Origin of the sequence: Pelagibius sp. 7325 (assembly GCF_037652055.1) — a bacterium.
Taxonomy (GTDB): domain Bacteria; phylum Pseudomonadota; class Alphaproteobacteria; order Kiloniellales; family Kiloniellaceae; genus Pelagibius.
In genome coordinates this window covers 18,945-37,174 of the sequence record NZ_JBBKAH010000005.1, presented here as the reverse complement: position 1 = coordinate 37,174, position 18,230 = coordinate 18,945, and the positions used below count along the sequence as shown (strand labels likewise).

Here is an 18,230-nt window from a genome sequence, read left to right as displayed (position 1 = left end):
TCACAGCCACCCCCGCCGGTGTGGCGGCTCGATGCGGCTTGCACCCTCGGCGGAATGCTGCCAAATACGGACTTTTCCAGGGGGAATGGTCACCCGTGCAGCTTAGCAAACTTGCCCGCTACGGCTGGCGGGCCGTAATCGGTGAACAGCACGAAAAGCGGGACTTCGCTTTCTATGTGATGACCCAGCTCGCGAAGTGGCTGGACATGCGAATCTACAACAAACACAACTCCTGGCAGGATGACCCGGAAGTCCTGGCGGTCGTGCGCCGCTTCGATCCGAAGTATCCACGGATCAGGGAGCGTCATTTCTTCCTCTACAACATGGCCCGCAGCCTGCGGCATTTGCCCGGCGAGACCGCCGAGTGCGGGGCCCTGGGCGGCATCTCCAGCCACATCATCATGGCAGCTTTCGAGGATAGTCGTCCGCATCACATCTTCGATTCCTTCAGCGGCCTGTCGCAGCCGACCGAGCACGACAAACCGAAGACCGAAAGCGTGCGGGCCCTGCAGGCGGGAGAGTTTGCCAGCCCGCTGGAGCGGACCCGGCAGAACCTGGCGGCGCATCCGCAGGCTCTGTTCTACCAGGGCTGGATCCCGGAACGATTCGCCGAGGTCGCCGACAAGCAGTTCTGCCTGGTGCATATCGACGTCGATTTCTTCGAGCCGACCCGCGATTCCTTCGATTTCTTCTTTCCGCGCCTGGTGGCCGGCGGCGCCATCGTCTGCGACGACTACGGCCAGAAGACCTGCCCGGGCGCCAGAAAGGCCCTGGACGAAGCGGCGGCCCGTGTCGGCCGCAAGGTGATCCACGTTCCCACCGGCCAGGGGCTGGTCCTGAAGTAGGCTCCGGATGCCAGCCAGCCTTCCGGGGGCGGCGGTCGGGGCCGGAATTGGCCTTGACCCCCCGCCGGATTCCCGCAAATAGATGGGCGATGATCGGAATCCTGCGTATCTTCTACGGCGCCCGGGGCACCCGCCCCTGGGTCGTTCTGGCCTGCCTGCTGGCAGCCGGCATCGCCGAAGGCATCGGCCTAGCGACGCTGCTGCCGCTGCTCTCCCTCACCATCAACGACGGGGCCGTCGAGTCCTCGGCCATGGCGGACTACGTCTCGGCGGTCCTGGCCTTCTTTGGCCAGACGCCGGAGCTGGGACTGCTGCTGACCTTGGTGGTCGGTGGCATCGTCGTGAAATGCGTGCTGACCATCGCCGCGATGAGCTACGTCGGCAAGGCTGTGGCCGGGGTGGCGACGGGTCTGCGGGCCGAGTTGATCATGCGTCTGCTGAACGTGCGCTGGGGCTATTTCACCCATCAGCCGCTGGGGCGCATCGCCAACGCGGTCAGCGTCGATGCGACCCGCGCGGGCCAAGGCTACCTCATGGCGGCCAATTTCCAGGTCAACGCCATTCAGACGGTGATCTACAGCGTCGTCGCCGCGCTGATCTCCTGGCAGTTGGCGATTGCCGCTCTGGCGCTGGGCGGTACCATCGCCCTCTCGCTTCATTTCCTGGTCCGCACCAGCAAGAAGGCGGGCCGCCGGCAGGTGGAGCGCACCTCCGAACTGGTAATTTACCTGAGCGATGCGCTGAGCAACATCAAGCCGCTGAAGGCGATGGCCAAGGCCGGCAAGTTCGCCAACCTCTTCGACCGCAAGATCGAGCAGCTGAACCGCGCGCTGCGCCGCCAGGTGGTCAGCCAGTATGCCCTGCAGAACCTGGAAGAGATGCTGGTCGCCATCGCCGTCGGCATCGGGTTCTACGTCGCTACCACACACTGGGACGTGCCGATTTCGCAGCTGCTGGTCATGGGGCTGCTGCTGTTCCAGGCGGTCTCAAGTGTCGGCAAGATGCAACGGCAGTTTCAAAAGGCGGTGCTGTTCGAACGTCCCTACTGGGCCATGTACGAACTGATCGAGGAAGCCGAGAAAGCGCAGGAGGAGAACCCGGGCACGGCCGTTCCGACGCTGGAGCAGGGCTGCCGCTTCGAGTCGGTCACCTTCTCCTACGGCGATCATCAGGTGCTGGACGGGGTGACGCTGGACGTGCCGTCGAACTGCCTGACGGTGATCACCGGCACCTCAGGCTCCGGCAAGACGACGCTGACGGATCTGCTGCTGGGGCTTTACCAGCCGACCGGCGGCCGCGTGCTGCTGGACGGTGTCCCGCTCAGCGAGATCGACCTGCAGGCCTGGCGCGGCATGGTCGGCTACGTCCCGCAGGAACTGATCCTGTTTCATGACACCGTCCTGGCCAACGTCACCCTGGGCGACCCGCGTCTGGGGCTCGAGGAGGCCACGCTTGCGCTGAAGGAGGCGGGCGCCTGGGACTTCGTCTCGGCACTGCCCGAAGGGCTGAACAGCATCGTCGGCGAAAGGGGCGCAAAGCTCTCCGGCGGTCAGCGCCAGCGCATCGCCCTGGCCCGCGCCCTGGCGGGGCGGCCGAAGCTGCTGATCCTCGACGAGGTGACCTCGGCCCTGGACCCGCGCACCGAACAGGACATCTGCCGCAACATCGATGCACTCGGGCGCGACATGACGATCCTGGCGATCACCCACCGCGAGGCCTGGACCGAAATCGCCGAGCGGACCTACCGCCTGGAACACGGCAAGGTCGAGCTGGTAAAAGACGGCCGCGGACTCAAGCGTCCGGCATAAGCCCGCCAGGATAACCCTCCGGGGATAAGCCCCCCACATAAGGATTGAGAAGCATTCGCTTTCGCACCCATTGACGTTGAGGCTGACCGCCGCCGGTTGAATTTCCTGGCCGGCCTCGCTTAACCGCTTCATTCTCCTGCGCTAGATTAACTTATGTTATTGCGCGTCGAGCGAGTCGGGGCTTTGGGGAATGCGGGACTTTGAATCCGGAAGAGGTGGCGGGGCTTCTCTTCTACGTTATCGCGCGGAGATCGATGGCCTGCGGGCCGTTGCCGTCCTCGCCGTCGTTTTCTTCCATGCGGGCTTCGAGGTTTTCCGCGGCGGCTTCGTCGGTGTCGATGTCTTCTTCGTCATCAGCGGATTTCTGATCGCCTCGATCATCGCCGGTGAACTGGACAAGGGCACCTTCAGCCTGATGCGCTTCTACGAGCGCCGGGCACGGCGTATCCTGCCGGCGCTGTTCTTCATCACCGCCGCCTGCATTCCGCTGGCCTGGCTGTGGCTGGCGCCGCGCCACATGGAGGGTTTCGCCGAGAGCATCATCGCCGTGGTGACCTTCTGGTCGAACTTCCTGTTCTGGGATCAGAGCGGCTATTTCGATACGGCCAACGAACTGAAGCCGCTGATTCACACCTGGAGTTTGGCGGTCGAAGAGCAGTACTACATTCTGTTTCCACTGTGTCTCATGCTGCTGTGGCGGCTGAGCGCGCGGAAGATCGCCATGGTGCTGTCGGCGGTGGCGGTGGTCAGCCTGGGCATCGCGCACTGGGGTGCCTATGCCTTTCCGACCGCCAGCTTCTATCTGCTGCCGACCCGGGTCTGGGAATTCCTGATCGGGGTGCTGGCGGCGCTCTATCTGCGCAAGAAAAGCGAGGGGGCCGGTGCCGGGGAGGGGGCCGGGTCGGGCGGGCAACATGCCTGGCTGAGTCTGCTCGGCCTGGGGATGATTGCTGCCGCCGTCTTCACTTTCGACCGGCATACGCCGTTTCCCAGCCTCTATGCGCTCGTCCCGACCGCCGGCACGGCCCTGATTCTGCTGTTCGCGACGCCGGGAACGCCGGTTCATCGTGTGCTCAGCGGCCGGCTTGTCGTCGGCATCGGTCTCATCAGCTACAGCGTCTATCTGTGGCATCAGCCGCTGCTGGCCTTCTATCGCCACTGGTCGCTCAGCGACCCCACGCTGCCAGTGAAGGTTACGCTCTGCGTCGCTTCGGTCGTCCTCGGCTATTTCACCTGGCGGCTGGTCGAACAGCCTTTTCGCAACCGGCAGACCGTCGCCGCAAAAAGCATCGCCTACACCGCACCAGCCTGCGGCGCCCTGCTGGTCGGGCTGGGCGTTGCCGGGTTCATCTACGAGCCGCCGATGGAGATCCAGGTGGCCTTGGAGAAGCTCGTGGTGCCGCACAAGTTCGGCGGCATCGAGATCGACGGCCAGGACTGCAGCTTTCCCAAGCTGCCGGACGGATACTGCCGGATTGAGGGGGCGCGCGTTGCGCCGGAAAATGAGATCTCGCTTTTCGTCATCGGCGACAGCCATGCTCGCGTACTGACCGAGGCAATCTACGGGGACCGTTCGTTCTATACGGAATTCTTCGATCTGACGGCCGGCGGTTGCCCTTTCCTCCTGGGGCTGACCGTCTTCATCGGGCCGGAAGCCCACCGCTGCGACCCGGTCTACCAGGAACGGCGCCTGGAATTCCTGGCCGCACAGGGCCGTTACAAGAAGGTCGCCGTGCTGGCCGCGCGCTGGCCGCTTTATCTCTACGGAGACGGCTTCGACAACGGTGTCGGCGGTGTTGAGCGGCGCGACCGCATCATCGCGGCTAAGTCGATCGCGGCAGAGGGCGAAACGCTGAGGCGGGATTATTTCCAGTCCCTGGAGGAGACCATGCAGGGTGTCCTGGCCGTTGCCGACCATGTCGTCTTCGTTCTGCCGACCCATACCAATGGCTGGAACGTTCCGGACAAGGTTCTGCGGCTGCGCAAAAGCGTCGGCAGCCTGAAGGAGCTGGAGGCGAAGCTGGCGATCCCGAGCGCGGTGGTGGCGGCGCGCCTAAAGGAGGTCAACGACTTCGTCGACAGCCGCTACGGCGGCAGTCCGAAGGTCAGCATCGTAGACCCGCGCAAGTTCACCTGTTCCGAGGACGTGGGGCTCTGCTACGGCGTCAAGGACAAGGTCCTGATGTTCGCCGACTCCGACCATCTATCGCTGCCGATGAACGAGCGGCTTTCAACGGAGATCGCCGGTCTGCTGAAGACCCTGTACGCGCGAAAGGCCTCGACGGCAGACTGAGCGGCCCCAGTACGATTGGGGCCTATTCGCTCTCGATGTTGATGGTCAGCGTGCGGCGCAGGATGGACGGGTCGTTGCCGGTCATCGGCCAGACCGCGTGCCAGGAATTGTACGTCTTCACGAAGACCATGCACTGGTTCGGCTCGAAGGGGTAGGTGCGCAGGCACTCGACCTCGTCGAAATCCATATAGCCGTTGGTGAAGTTGAAGCTGCGGGTGCGGTCCTTCGGCCAGACGACGCTGGTGCCGCCGCCGTATTCGTCATTCCACTCGCCCTCGCGCAGGAGCGGGATCACCATGGTGACGACCTTGGAGGGGGCATCAGTGTGAGGGCGGATACTGCCCCCGGTAATCGGCATCGAAGAGAACTCGAAGCGCGAGCGCAGCGTCGGGAAGTGCGGTTGCGGGCTGCCCTTCCGAAACGCCTTGAAGCGCTTGATGAGGCGTTCTTTCGCTGAGGAGTTGGCGAGACCGAGGTCGATGTTGTGAGATTTCAGCATCGCCATGGTTTCGGCGATGAAGCCCTCACTCTTGATGTAGTCGTAGAAGCGCTTCCAGGCCGCGCTTTTGCTCAGGTGGGCGTAATAGCCGGCCCGGTTGTTGACCTGGGAGAGAGACAGCTTAACCCCGTGATAGTCCTTCGACACAAAGATGTCGTCGGCCGGATAGCTGTCGATCAGTTCCTCATAGAAATCGGGGGCGATGGCACCCCGCGCGATTCCGATGGGGTAAGGATCGTAGTCGAACTTGATATTCTTGAAGTTCAGCATGTTGATGGCACGGACTCCGCTGGCCGGAAACTAGCACTGCAGGCAACCAGTCCGGCCCGGCCCCCGCATTGATATGGCGCAAGCCGCCTATCGCCTCTCTGCCTTCGGCAAAACAACGCCGTGGGCCTTCCATGGAGCCGTAGACCGCATTGCGCTCGCCGATGGGCCGGAATCAGCCGCGGAACACCCTGTCGCTCTTGCCAAACTTGGCCTTCAACTGGGCACAGAGCTGCCACTTCACACCCGGATTGCGCCGCGAGGCGGCTTCCAGCTGTTCGCGCCACCATTCCGGCGGCAGTACCGTGCAGTGGGCGTTCTGGCCGTCCGGCAGGAACTTCTTGGCTGGATAGCAGGCCGCCACTGCATAGACAAAGTGGCGCGCGTGGTGGAACAGCTTGTCCAGCACCCAGGGAATGTCTTCTTCGGTGATGTGCTCCAGCACGTCAGTGCAGATGACCCCGTCGTAGGCCGGCTCGATCGGCCCGGAGAAGGGTTCGTAGCCCGGGTCGTAGCAGGTCACCTTGGTATCGCCCCATTCCTTCTGGGACTTGAAGCGGGAGTCCGCGGCCTCGCCCGGATAGGGCGCGTAGTAGAGCGCCTTGCCAGAGCCGTAGTCGAGCAGCGTCTTGGTGCCGGTCTCCTGGATCAGCGCCGCGATCGGGCCGAGGTGCTCGCTCAGCGACTTGCCGGAGAAGGTCTTCTCCGGCGGGCGGCCGACGTCCGGCGAGCCTTCCTGATGCATGGTCTTGTACATCTCGACCAGCTTGCGGTAGCTGCCGCTCGGGTTTTCCTCGGTGAACAGGGTGAAGCCGGCGGCGTCGGCCGCCTTTTCCATTTCGAACCAGATCTCGCCGTTGGGGTTCTCTTTGTACTTAAGAACCTTGGGGAAAGGCCGCCACGGCTGCATCTGCAGGGTGGTGTAGTGCAGCAGCTTGGAGACGCCCGGTTCGTACTCGTGGTCGCGCGAGTTCCACACGCCGGGCAGTTGACGCCACATGCCGTCGATGGCCTGCACGCGGTGGCGGAAGAACTTGTGGCGCTCGCCGCGCTGGGCGTCCTCGCGGTGCCAGATCTTGGCCATCTTCTCGCAGTCCAGCAGCATCACCGCGGTTTCCCGCTCTGTGATGCACATCTGGCCGGCGCCCTGCATGTCCATGTCGAACATCTCGGCCGGGTCGGTCAGGTAGATCTGGTCGACGTCGTTATAGATCGCCCGCCCGGTTTTGCCGGCCATGTCGGGGATTGCATAGCGGTAGGCGGTGAAGCCGGTCTTCCACTTCAACCGGTCGTAGCCCTTCAGGTCCTTCATCAGGTAGATCTCGTAGCGCCGCGACGGGTCGCGGACCTGCAGGATCGACCACACGAAGATGCGCTCGGCGCGATGCTGCGCCGGTTCGGTGCCCAGGAAGATGCGCACCGGCGGTTTCGTGCTGGGGGTAACGCCGGGCAGCGGGTCGAGAGCCACCAGTTCCGGTTCGTTGCGGAAGCCGGCCGGGCGGTCACGCTCCAGGCGCAGCAGGTGCCCGATCTTCTTGTGGTAGTACTTGGTCTTGAAACTGGGTTGGGCGAGGGTCACGGAGCTACACTCTCTTCAGCAGAAATTGGGCACAGTAGGCGGCGGGCTGCCCGTCCGCTTAGATATCGTGGCAGGATATCGCAGCGGTAACAGCCGGCCACAGACCGCTTCTCAGCCTCATTCCGGGCCCCGGCACTTGCGCCCCCATCTGGCAAAGCCGGTACCAGCTTCAAATTCGGTCGGCAGATAAGGTCACGTTTAGATCAGAGCCGCCCCTCAGGCAAGATTCAGATCGTCGCGACCGCCCGGATTCTGGCGCAAATCGCCGTCAGACCGGCTCAGTCCGACCCCTGAGGGCCCGGGCTGCCGCTGCGGTGCTCGTCCCAGCGTTCCTGCAGGGCCGGGCTCAAAATCACCAATTCGCCCTGGTAGAGGCTCAATGCGGCCATCAGCAGGGCCAGTTCCGACTCGGCCTCGTGGCCTGGCGTATACGCGTTGGGGGTTTGGGTGTCCCCCGGATAGGTCCCAGCCGGATGGCTGAACAGGTCGATGCCGGCGATCACCAGTCGGGCCGGCTGCAGGGCCACCGCGACCGCCAGCATGGAGGCGCCGTTGGTCGGCCGTATGCCGTGCCAGCGCGGCTCCGAGAGATAGAGGCCGAAACGCTCGACGGTTGCATAGCGCATCCGCCCGGACTGCGGCTGCAGGAAGCGGGTGACCAGCAGGCGGGCCTCCGACTTGATGCTTTGCAGGCCGAAGATTGGCCCTTTGACCAGGCCCAAGGTGGCCTTGGAGCCCGTGAACACCATGTCTGGTCCGGTCAGGAAACCGCGGGCGAGCCAGACGTGGTTGACCCGAAACAGGCAGTCGTGGCGAACCTCTGCCACCGCCGGACCCTCGGAGGAGGGCCCGTTACCGAGGCAGAGGATGGTCTGCGGGTTGCCGAGGGCCCGGCGCAGCGCGGGGATGTCGTCGATGCGTTGGACCTTGGGGGCGAGCAGGCGCCGCAGCCGCGGTTTTTCCATGGCGCTGAGGGCAAAGCGCTCCAGCCGGCGACGGATCGGGCGCAGCTTGCTGCGGATCAGTTTCAGATCCTGCGCCAGCAGACGGGCAATGACCGTCATGAAGGCGGTGCTGCGCGCTTCTTCCTCGGCCGGCAGTTGGGTGATCCGCTCGGCCGCGACACCGGCCTCGAGGAGTCGCGTTTGCGCGGCCGGGGTGCTGACAAAATGATGCTCGATACGCTCCGGCAGGGCCCCCAGCGCCGTGGCAGAGGCGGGCCCTGCCGCATCGCTTGCCGGGCATTCGGCGATGACAGCCGGCGTTGCCCGGCTGTTGGCGGCCCGCAGAACGGCGCGGTCTCTGGCGGTCGCCTCGCCGAGGATCATCAGGCCGCGGACGTTGAGATTGACGAGGTAGCGCCCGCCGATGACGGCCAAGGGCAGCGGTGGTGGCAGAACGACGGCACGGGGAAAACGTGCCCGCAGCCAATCCCGCGTAGCCGCTTCTGGCGCGGTGAACAAGATGTCGAGGCGCGGGTAACGCGCCATGATCGCTTCGACAAGGTCAGCGTTGGCCTCGAACTCCTCCTGACGGTGGCCGAGCAGCCAGAAGGTACGTTCCCCGGGGCAACTGACCCAGCCCAGGCGGACGAGCGGACCTTCGGAGATGGGCGCCGGTGCGGCGCTTTCGGACGAGGCTGTATCAGACAAGGTTAGCGGGACTCCAGAAGCTGGCGAATGCGGGCGACCAGGGCGCCGAAGCGGGCGGGCTGTGCGGCGCCCGCGGTGCCGGTATGGGCCGACTCGTCGCCGAAATTGCGCGCAATGCCGGCCTCGACCATGCCGCGGTGCATGACCGTGAGATCGCGCGGCGGCACCAAGATACCGTTTTGGATGAGCCGGTCGCAGGCTGCGCTGCCGCGCCGTGCCGCTGCCAGCACCGCGCCGGCGACGCGGGCGCGCCAGCCGGGCGGCTTGGCGGGAATGGGATAGATGTAGAGCGGCTTGGCCGCGTCGGCCGCCTCCGCCAGCATCGACTCGCTCTCGCCGGTCACCACCAGGATGTCGGCCAGGGCGAGGTAGCCGAGATAAGGATTCTCCCGGCGCTCGCGGCGCCAGAAATGGAACTCCGCGCGGGGCGCCGCCTGCTGCAGGGCCGCCTCGACGGCGGGCCCGCTGCGCCGGCTGGTGACACAGGTCAGCGAGCCGCCCAGTGATTCGGCGAAGGCCTGCACCTCGGCGGCCATGCGCGCGGCCGTCGCGGCGTCCAGGCGGTGATGTGCCGTGGTACCGCCGACCAGCAGGGCGACGCGCGGCCGGGCAGCGTCGCCGAACAGGCCGGCCCAGCGCTCGGCGGCCTGCCGCAGCCGCGCCGAGTTGACCTGTGTCGGCGGCAGCAGCAGGTCGATCCGCTGGGGGTGCGGCGGCAGCTGGAAATGCCGACAGGTGACGGCGAGGTCGAAATCGGCGGCCACGTTGGCCCCTTTGCGGCCCAGCTGGACGAGTTTCGTGCGCCCGCCGCTGCGGCGCTTCACCCAGCGCGCGATCGGGGCGCAGCGCCGGCCCATGGCGATGACCAGGTCGGGCCAGGGCGGTCCCAGGCGGTCCGACTGCCCGGCATCGAGCGACAGCAGGCCGGCGCCCAGCAGGCGGTTGCTGAGGCGATTCAAGGCCGTGAAGCGCAGCTGCTTGGCTTCGTAGGGCCAGCCGAGGGTCTCGGCCAGGCCGATCACCTGGGTGTTGTGCCCGGGGCGGTCGTCCAGCAGCAGCCAGACCCGCGGTGCCGAGGGCGCCGACTCCGCGGCGGCCGAGTCTGCTGGGGCCGCCTCGACAGCGTGTGATTCGTGGGCAGGCATGCAGGAACGGCCGGTGGCCTCTTGGAACGGTTGCGGGCAGGCGGCGCGTGCAGGGAGCGGCACCCCAGAGCATCGTTGCCGACGTCAGGCTATAGGGTTTATATCCAGCGGCCAGTGGGGTAAAGCGCGCGCTGATCCCAGTCCCAGGCAGGCCCCTCCGTTGCACGCGCTGGCCTGTCCGCCAAATGCCGCAAGAGATACGAGAATTTATGTCTACGCTGGTCCTGGTGCGTCACGGCAAGACCGAATGGTCGAGCCAGAACCGCTTTGCCGGCTGGGCCGACGCGCCCCTCAGCGCCACCGGAATCCAGGAGGCCCGCGGCGCCGGGCACGCCTTGGCGGCGGCCGGATTGCGCTTCGACCGAGCCTATACCTCCTACCTCAGCCGGGCCGTGCGGACCCTGGAGGTCATCCTGGACGAGCTTGGCCAGGGCGCTATCCCGGTGGAGCGCAGCTGGCGCCTCAACGAACGCCACTACGGCGCGCTGCAGGGCTTCAACCGAGCCAAGATGGCACTGCAGTACGGCAACGACCAGGTGGCGCAGTGGCGGCGCAGCTTCACCGCCGAGCCGCCGGCACTGCCGGAGGGCGACCCGCGCCTGCCCAGTCTGGACTCGCTCTATGCCGCAGTCGATCCGGCGCTGCTGCCGCGCACCGAGAGCCTGCAGCAGGCGGCCGAGCGGGTCGGCCTGTGGTGGCATGACACCCTGGCCCCGGCGCTGGCCGGCGAGGGCCGGTTGCTCGTTGTCGCCCATACCAGCAGCATCCGCGGCCTGGTGCGCCAGATCGAGGGGCTCGGCGACGACGCGGCGGCCAGTTTCCGTATCGCCACCGCCCTGCCGCTGGTCTATACCCTCGACGACCGCCTCCAGGTTCTCGACCGCCAGGAACTGGCGGAGGGTTGGTCGGGCCGGGTGCGCCAGTTCATCAACAAGCACAAGCCCGGCAAGCGGATCTCTTGGATCTAGCGCCGGCGCACGGCGGCCTTGAGATTGATTGTTGGGGCCGCTCGACTTACGTTTGGGCGCAACCCGGCGCACGCAGAACAAAGGCTCGTCCCTTCCCGTGTCATTCGTTTCAACTCCCTGGTCCGGCCGCAAGTACTTCCTCGACAAGATGTCCCTCAGGGACCTTGTCGTGGCTTATGTGACCTATCCGGCGATTCAGGCCTATGCGCTGCTCGCCGCGGCAGGCCTCGGGCTGGCTGTCTATTGGGGCGGTGAGCCTCTGCGCCTGCTGGTGGCGGCGGCGGCCACTGTGCTGATCTATCCGCTGGTATGGTACCTGCTGCACCGCTGGGTGCTGCACAGCCGGCTGCTCTACAAGTTTCCGCAGACGGCCTCCTTATGGAAGCGCATCCACTTCGACCACCACCAGGATCCCAACGACCTTGGGGTGCTGTTCGGTGCGCTCTATACGACGTTGCCGACCATCCTGGCGGTCACCCTGCCGATCGGCTGGCTCATCGGCGGGCCCGGTGCGGCGGCGCTGGCGGCGGCCACCGGGCTGCTGACGACCTGTTTCTACGAGTTCTGTCACTGCATCCAGCACCTGCCGTTCAAGCCGAAGCGGGAGTGGCTGCGCCGCATCAAGCGCTACCACCTGGCACACCATTTCCACAGCGAGCACGGCAACTACGGCATCACGAACTATTTTTGGGACCGCGTATTCGCCACGTTCTATGCCGAACCCAAGGGCTTCCCGCGCAGCGAGACGGTGTTCAACCTCGGCTACACCGACGTTGAGTCCGCCCGCTATCCCTGGGTGGCGGAGCTGTCGGGCCTGGTGCCGGGCGAGCCGGTGCTGCGGCGCGGCCGCGCGGAATGAGTCGCCTCACCGGGGCGCCGAACGGGGCCTCGCTGACCCTCCGGCCTGTCGAAACCCGGGCGGACCGGGAGACCTTCATTCGCTTGCCGTGGTCGGTCTACCGCGACGATCCGGCGTGGATTCCACCTTTGCTGATGGAGCGCCGCGAGCATCTCGACCCGCGCAAGAACCCCTTCTTCGAGAATGCGCAGGCACAATTCTGGCTCGCGCTGCGGGACGGCCACCCGGTGGGGCGGATCTCGGCGCAGGTGAACCGTGCCTACCTTGCGCGCTACAACGACGCCACCGGCCATTTCGGCATGCTGGAGGCGGAGGATGATCCGGAAACCTTCCGCGCCCTGCTGGCCGCGGCGGAAGGCTGGTTGCGGCAGCAAGGCATGCGCCGCGTCATGGGGCCCTTCAATCTCTCGATCAACGAAGAGTCGGGCCTGCTGGTGGAAGGTTTCGACCGTCCGCCATCGATGCTGATGGGCCATGCCCCGCCGTACTACGCCGCCCACCTGGAGGCGCTGGGCTATGCCAAGGCCAAGGACCTCATCTGCTACTGGTACGACGCCAAGACAGAGCCGCCGGCCTCGGTCGGTTACATGCTGCACAAGGCTGCGCGTTCGGCGCAGATGACGGTGCGTCCGATCGACATGCGGCGTTACGAAGAGGACCTCGCCGTCATCATCGACATCTTCAACGACGCCTGGTCGGACAACTGGGGCTTCGTCCCGATGTCGCAGAGCGAACTGAAGCACATGGCCAAGGCGCTGAAGCCCATCGTGCGGCCCGAATTCATCGCCATTGCCGAGTTGAACGGCACACCCGCCGCCATGGCCATCAGCCTGCCCAACGTGAACGAGGCGATCGCCGATCTGAACGGCCGGCTTTTGCCTCTCGGCTGGCTGAAGCTGCTGTGGCGCCTGAAGGTGAAGACGACAAAGTCCGCGCGGATGCCGCTGATGGGCGTGCGCAAGGCCTACCATAGCTCCAGGCTGGGCGCGGCGCTGGCCATCGGCGTTATCGACAGCGTGCGCCGCGCCCAGGTCGCCGTTGGCACCGAAGGCGGCGAACTGTCGTGGATTCTGGAGGACAATTTGCGTATGCGCCGCATGATCGAACAGATGGGCGGCATCGCCTACAAGACCTACCGGGTCTACCAGCGCGGGCTCGACTGATGGGCGCCACGGCCCGGCAGGTGCGGCGTTTCACCGTGCTGGTGCTGGCCGGCGACCGCGGCCCGCAGGACCCGGTAAGTCAGGTGGCTGGCGTCGCGCACAAATGCCTGGCGAAGATCGCCGGCACGCCGATGCTGGAGCGGGTGGTCGCGGCACTTGCCGCCAGTCCTTCGGTCGACCGCATTGCCGTCTCCTTGAACGATCCCTCGGTGCTGCAACGGATGCCAGCGTTGGCGCCGCTCATCGACGGCGGCCGGCTGAGGCCGCTGCGGGCCGCCGGCTCCCCGAGCGAGAGCGTGCTGGAAGCCGTCGAGCAACTGGGCGAGCCCTTCCCGCTGCTGGTCACCACGGCGGATCATGCTCTGCTGACACCGGCAATGGTCGAGCATTTCTGTGCCGAGAGCCTTGCCTCAGGTGCCGTGGTGACAGCCGGCCTGACCGCCTCGGCGACGCTGCTGGCGCGCTATCCGGAGTCGAAGCGGACTTATCTGCGGTTCCGTGACGAGCGCTATTCGGGCAGCAATCTCTTCACGCTGATGGTCCCGGAGGCCATGGCGCTGCCGGCATTGTGGCGGCGCGTGGAGCGGCAGCGCAAGAAGCCCTGGCGCGTCGCCGCGGTCTTCGGGCCGGTGCTGCTGCTGGGCTACCTGCTGCGGCTTTTCACCCTTGATCAGGCGATGGCACGCATCTCGGCGCGTCTCGGCGTCAAGGTGGCGGCGGTAACGATGCCGATGGCCGAGGCGGCGATCGACGTCGACAAGGCCGCGGACCTGGAACTGGTCGAACGGATTCTAAAGCGGGGGTATCAGGACTCGGCGGCCGCGAGACCGTCGTCTTCCTGAGACGAAACGGCCAGCCAGCCCGCCACCATGCGCTTGGCGGTCTGCACGTCGACGGGATAGTCGACTTCGCACCAGGGGCTGCCGCTGATGGTGACGGCCTGGATGTGGACCTGCGGGGCCAGTGCGGCAATCACCGAGAGATACCACTGGCGGATCGCCTCCGGCTGCAGCATGGCCGCTTCCAGGGCGGCGACGAAGCGCGCCGGGCCGTCGCCGCGGAAGTAGAGCATGCCGATCGACTCGCCCTGAACCCGCTCCGCCGGCAGCTTCTTGCCGATGTCGAGGAGGCGGCCGCCGTCCAACTGCACCTTCATGTCGTCGTCGTCGTAGCGGTCCTTGTGGTCGACGGCGAGGCTGATGGGGGCAGGGGCGCTCGCCAGCAGGGTCTGCAGCACCGGCAGGCTGAACAGGGTGTCACTGTTGAGCAGCAGGAAGTCGCCGGCCATCTCCTGGCGCGCCATCCAGCATGTCGCCAGGTTGTCGGCGACGTTGTAGAAGGGATTGTAGACGTGGCTGAAGCGCGCCGAGGGATAGCGCCGGCGCAGCAGTTCCAGACTGCGTTCCACCGCCGGCAGATTGAAACCGGCGAGGAACACGATGTCCTCGACGCCGCAGTCGACCAGGGCGCTGACCTGCCATTCCAGCAGGGATTTTCCGCCGATGTTGAGGAGAGCCTTGGGGTTCTCTTCGGTAAGCGGGAGCAGGCGTTTGCCTTGCCCGGCGCCAATAATCAGTGCTTTCAACGTGTAATAGAACCCTTCTGGCGAAATAGGCTTTGACCCGGCCAGTAGTTTTGATCACATGTTCCTTCGGTTTCGTCAACCTTTGAGCTGACCGTCGGCAATCGGCCCGCGGGAAGCCGGATCTGGATGTTCACGCTCGCCCACATCTCCGACCCGCATCTCGGGCCCCTGCCGACGGTCCGGGTCGCGGAGCTGCTGAACAAGCGGCTTTTCGGCTATCTTTCCTGGGTGCGCCGACGGAAGGCTCTGCACCGGCCCGAGGTGCTGGCCGCTCTTTCCGACGACCTGGGGACGCTGACGCCGGACCACCTGGTGGTGACCGGGGACCTCACCAATATCGCCCTGATCGACGAGTTCACCCAGGTCGCCGAGTGGCTGCGCGGCCTCGGCGCGCCGGAGGCCGTCTCCGTGGTGCCCGGCAATCACGACGCCTATATCGCGGTGCCCTGGGAGGCCTCGCTGGCCAAGTGGCAGGCCTTCATGAGCAGCGAAGAGGGCCCCGCCGTGAACGGCGTCGCGGGCATGCCCGCCCGGCTCCCCCTGGGCCGGCCGGAGGACTTTCCGTTCGTGCGCTACCGCGGGCCGGTCGCCATTGTGGGCCTCAGTTCGGCTCAGCCGACGCCGCTGTTCTGCGCCCACGGCACGCTGGGAGAAGCCCAACTGGCCCGCCTCGGCCCGCTGCTGCGCCGTCTTGGCGAGGAAGGCTGGTTCCGCGTGGTGCTGATCCACCACCCGCCAAGTCTCGAAAAGATCGCTTGGCGCAAGCGCCTGATCGACGCCGTTCCCTTCCGCCAGGTGATCGCCGAGAGCGGTGCCGAAATGGTGCTGCACGGCCACGATCACATCTTCGGGGCGGAACGCATCGCCGGGCCGGGCGGCGGGGAGGTGCCGGTGATCGGGGTGCCTTCGGCCTCTGCCAGCCGGGACAGCAAGCATCCCGTAGCGCACTATCACCTCTACGGCATTGAGCAGGCCGGCAACGGGTGGCGGGTCGGCGTCACCGCGCGCGGGTTCGACCCCGCCAGCGGCCGCTTCCGCGAGATGCGCAGCTACCCTCTGTGAGCGCCGGCCTCGGCGGGAGGTTTCAGGACCTCTGATCGTCGGGAGGGGAGGCGTCACCGTCCAGGTAAAGGACTGAAATCCTGAGATCGGTCTTTTCGCCGTTGATCGTGAAAAGGGTCTCCTCGATATCCGGCTTGCCGAAACGGAAGCCGGGATTCTGGGAGAAGCCGTAGCCTTCGGTGGGAATGCCGAGGAAATTCCGATCGAACTCTTCGTTGCCGTTCTCGTCATGGTAGATTGCGACGGTATAGCGCCCGCTTGCCGGCGCCTGCAGACACAGCAGCGTTTCGCCCTTGTGGGCGTCGACGCGGATGCGGTCCAGCCGCGCGCCGCGTTTCAGAAAAGTATCCGGATTGTCGTTGTAAAGGACTGCTGTTATTAGGCCTTTGGAGCTGCGGACGTTTTGCACCGTCACCTGAATGGCGGTCGGAACGGCGGCTTCGCAGACCTGCTCCGGGGTCTCCGCCCGCGGCGCCGAAAAGGCGGCAAGGACACCGATCGACAGTGCCGTCAGCGCCGCAAAAAGGGTCCTTGGGAAAATGCTGTGGCGGGCTGGATTTCGGGAGATCGACAGGACGCAAGCACGTATCATCGCGGCAACCTTCATCTTTCAACCGGAAGTCACTTGGGACCTGCCGACCGGCGGCCCACTTTAGAGAATACGGCGAAGACGCTTCCAGCATCCCCGTTGCAGTCCCGCCAGGGCTGCCACCGCGGCCCTGGACCGTCCGTTTCAAGCGAGGTATGACCGTCCCGTGAGTTTGTCAAGCCAGCCGCCCCAGGGGCCCTCTGCGGCGTCCAGCGCCCCCAATGCAACCATGACCAAGTTCGGCTATCCGCAGAGCCTGGTCCGCGACTATGCGCGCTGGGTGGTGCTGCTGCGTCCGCAACAGGCCACCCTCGGGGCACTGGTCCTGGTCTGCAAGGAGCCGGCGAGCGCCTTTGGCGACATCTCGGCGGCGGCCTTCGCCGAACTGCAGGCGGTGACCGGCGATATCGAGGCGGGGCTCAGCGCCTTCCGGCCGTACCAGAAAATCAACTACCTGATGCTGATGATGGTCGATCCCGACGTGCACTTCCATGTGCTGCCACGCTATGCGCAGACCCAGGTATTCGAAGGCACCGACTTCCCCGACAAGGGCTGGCCGGCGGTGCCCGACTTGGCTTCCGGCGTGCAGCCCGATGCCGACACCCTAGCGGCACTCGCCGCGGCGGTGAAAGCCGCCTGGCCTGGCGCCCGAAGCTAGACCGATCGAACGCGAGACGAAGAGGACCCGCCGGCGCGCCAGGTGATGTCGACGATCAACGCTTACATTCTGCGGCAGACCATGGGGCCGCTGATCGCGGCCATCGCCGTAGCTCTGCTGGTGTTGCTGACCGAGCGTATGCTGCGCCTGCTGGACATGGTGCTCGACACCGGCAGCGGGCTCACGCTGCTGCTGCAGATGCTGGCCTTCCTGATACCGCACTACATGGCGCTGGCGCTGCCGGTCGCCTTCTTCCTCGGCGTACTGCTGGCGTTCGGTCGGCTGCATCAGAACCGCGAGCTCGAGGCGCTCGGCTCGGCCGGAATCGGCCTGCGCCGCCTGCTATCGCCGGTGCTGTTGCTCGCCTTGATATTGATGGTGATCTCCGCTGCCAACTTCGCCGTCGGCCAGCCCTTTGCCCGCTACATCTATCGCGCCCTGGTGCACGACGTCGCCGAGGCGGCTGCCAACGTCTACCTGCAGGAGCGCACCTTCATGGAGGTGAACGGCATCACTTTCATGGCCGAGCGTATCTGGCGCAACAGTAAGGAGTTTTCCAGCGTCTTCATCTACGAAGAGGATGAGACCGGCAAAGCGACCGCCATGACGGCGCGCCGCGGCAGCCTCAGTGTTGCGCCGAAAGGTGAACGGTCCACCCTGTTCTTGGTCGACGGCGCGCGGCTGGAAACGCGACCCGCCAAACCAGATGGCGACGGCGCAGCGGGCGGCAGCGGCGCCCTGACCTTCGACCAGTTCCAGGTCCCCATCCACCTGATGGGGCAGGAGGGCTTCCGCCCGCGCGGCGAGGATGAGCGGGAGCTGACGCTGACAGAGTTGTGGCGCTACCGTGACACGCCGCCACCGGGCGTGCGCAGCGACGAGATGATCGGCGAGTTTCACGATCGCCTCGTCCGCAGCTTCTCCGTGCTGTTTTTACCGTTCCTGGCGGTGCCGTTCGCGCTCGGTCCGCGGCGCGCGCGTCAAGCCTATGGCATAGCGGTGGGTATCATCATTCTGATCGGCTACAATCAGCTGCTCAGCGTGGGCAAGTCGCTGGTCTCGTTCAACGGGCTTTCGCCTCTGGTCGGTCAGTGGCTGCCCTTTGCCGTTCTGGCCTTGGGCAGCGGCTACCTGTTCTATCGCTCCGCCTACAAGGTGCCCCGCGGTGCAGGCCGATGGTCGCTTCCCGCCGTCTTGCAGAACCTGCTGCCGGGCCTGCGTGGCGCCACCCTGAAACGGCAGCATCCGGAATGAGGTT

Annotated in this window: 16 protein-coding genes; 10 read left to right on the top strand and 6 right to left on the bottom strand. The window is 65.7% G+C overall.

Going from position 1 to position 18,230, the window contains the following annotated elements:
• The first annotated feature begins 95 nt into the window (after nt 1–95).
• The 3 genes from WDC82_RS15160 to WDC82_RS15150 all read left to right on the top strand — a co-directional run bounded on the left by WDC82_RS15160 (nt 96) and on the right by WDC82_RS15150 (nt 4,946).
• Nucleotides 96–845 (top strand): TylF/MycF/NovP-related O-methyltransferase, encoded by a 750-nt coding sequence (locus WDC82_RS15160; RefSeq protein WP_340118190.1) that lies wholly within the window; start codon nt 96–98, stop codon nt 843–845.
• Between the two features lie 89 nt (nt 846–934).
• Nucleotides 935–2,653, top strand: coding sequence for an ABC transporter ATP-binding protein (locus WDC82_RS15155; RefSeq protein WP_340118189.1), 1,719 nt, complete (start codon nt 935–937; stop codon nt 2,651–2,653).
• 190 nt (nt 2,654–2,843) lie between these two features.
• The gene (locus WDC82_RS15150) at nt 2,844–4,946 is read left to right on the top strand and encodes an acyltransferase family protein (RefSeq protein WP_340118188.1); all 2,103 of its coding nucleotides are present in this window, start codon (nt 2,844–2,846) and stop codon (nt 4,944–4,946) included.
• Between the two features lie 22 nt (nt 4,947–4,968).
• Here the strand turns inward: WDC82_RS15150 and WDC82_RS15145 are convergent, their stop codons facing one another.
• From WDC82_RS15145 to WDC82_RS15130, 4 genes are all read right to left on the bottom strand, one after another.
• Nucleotides 4,969–5,715: a hypothetical protein gene (locus tag WDC82_RS15145; protein WP_340118187.1), complete on the bottom strand. Its 747-nt coding sequence runs from the start codon at nt 5,713–5,715 to the stop codon at nt 4,969–4,971.
• Nucleotides 5,716–5,887: 172 nt separating this feature from the next.
• Nucleotides 5,888–7,291, bottom strand: coding sequence for a hypothetical protein (locus WDC82_RS15140; RefSeq protein WP_340118186.1), 1,404 nt, complete (start codon nt 7,289–7,291; stop codon nt 5,888–5,890).
• Nucleotides 7,292–7,569: 278 nt separating this feature from the next.
• Nucleotides 7,570–8,943, bottom strand: coding sequence for a hypothetical protein (locus WDC82_RS15135; RefSeq protein ID WP_340118185.1), 1,374 nt, complete (start codon nt 8,941–8,943; stop codon nt 7,570–7,572).
• A gap of 2 nt (nt 8,944–8,945) precedes the next feature.
• Nucleotides 8,946–10,088 carry an ELM1/GtrOC1 family putative glycosyltransferase gene (locus WDC82_RS15130; protein WP_340118184.1) on the bottom strand — a complete coding sequence of 381 codons (1,143 nt, stop codon included), beginning with the start codon at nt 10,086–10,088 and terminating at the stop codon, nt 8,946–8,948.
• A 209-nt stretch (nt 10,089–10,297) separates the two neighbouring features.
• Between WDC82_RS15130 and WDC82_RS15125 the strand changes: the two genes are divergently transcribed.
• The 4 genes from WDC82_RS15125 to WDC82_RS15110 all read left to right on the top strand — a co-directional run bounded on the left by WDC82_RS15125 (nt 10,298) and on the right by WDC82_RS15110 (nt 13,920).
• Complete coding sequence (locus tag WDC82_RS15125) at nt 10,298–11,056, top strand: 2,3-bisphosphoglycerate-dependent phosphoglycerate mutase (RefSeq protein ID WP_340118183.1); 759 nt, start codon at nt 10,298–10,300, stop codon at nt 11,054–11,056.
• Nucleotides 11,057–11,204: 148 nt separating this feature from the next.
• Nucleotides 11,205–11,915, top strand: coding sequence for a sterol desaturase family protein (locus tag WDC82_RS15120; RefSeq protein ID WP_370661556.1), 711 nt, complete (start codon nt 11,205–11,207; stop codon nt 11,913–11,915).
• Nucleotides 11,912–13,078 carry a dATP pyrophosphohydrolase gene (locus WDC82_RS15115; RefSeq protein ID WP_340118181.1) on the top strand — a complete coding sequence of 389 codons (1,167 nt, stop codon included), beginning with the start codon at nt 11,912–11,914 and terminating at the stop codon, nt 13,076–13,078. The genes WDC82_RS15120 and WDC82_RS15115 overlap by 4 nt, the downstream gene beginning before the upstream one ends.
• Nucleotides 13,078–13,920 carry an NTP transferase domain-containing protein gene (locus WDC82_RS15110; protein WP_340118180.1) on the top strand — a complete coding sequence of 281 codons (843 nt, stop codon included), beginning with the start codon at nt 13,078–13,080 and terminating at the stop codon, nt 13,918–13,920. The genes WDC82_RS15115 and WDC82_RS15110 overlap by 1 nt, the downstream gene beginning before the upstream one ends.
• Here the strand turns inward: WDC82_RS15110 and WDC82_RS15105 are convergent.
• Entirely contained in the window at nt 13,884–14,663 is a 780-nt protein-coding gene (locus WDC82_RS15105) for a phosphocholine cytidylyltransferase family protein (RefSeq protein ID WP_340118179.1), read from the bottom strand. The genes WDC82_RS15110 and WDC82_RS15105 overlap by 37 nt on opposite strands.
• 126 nt (nt 14,664–14,789) lie before the next feature.
• Between WDC82_RS15105 and WDC82_RS15100 the strand changes: the two genes are divergently transcribed.
• Nucleotides 14,790–15,725 carry a metallophosphoesterase gene (locus tag WDC82_RS15100; RefSeq protein ID WP_340118178.1) on the top strand — a complete coding sequence of 312 codons (936 nt, stop codon included), beginning with the start codon at nt 14,790–14,792 and terminating at the stop codon, nt 15,723–15,725.
• A 22-nt stretch (nt 15,726–15,747) separates the two neighbouring features.
• Here WDC82_RS15100 and WDC82_RS15095 read toward each other — a convergent pair whose 3' ends face one another.
• A complete protein-coding gene (locus tag WDC82_RS15095) occupies nt 15,748–16,332 on the bottom strand; it encodes a DUF2141 domain-containing protein (protein WP_340118177.1) in 585 nt (194 codons plus the stop codon).
• Between the two features lie 211 nt (nt 16,333–16,543).
• Between WDC82_RS15095 and WDC82_RS15090 the strand changes: the two genes are divergently transcribed.
• The gene (locus tag WDC82_RS15090) at nt 16,544–16,972 is read left to right on the top strand and encodes an HIT family protein (protein ID WP_340118176.1); all 429 of its coding nucleotides are present in this window, start codon (nt 16,544–16,546) and stop codon (nt 16,970–16,972) included.
• A 45-nt stretch (nt 16,973–17,017) separates the two neighbouring features.
• Nucleotides 17,018–18,226 (top strand): LptF/LptG family permease, encoded by a 1,209-nt coding sequence (locus tag WDC82_RS15085; RefSeq protein ID WP_340118175.1) that lies wholly within the window; start codon nt 17,018–17,020, stop codon nt 18,224–18,226.
• Nucleotides 18,227–18,230: the final 4 nt, after the last annotated feature.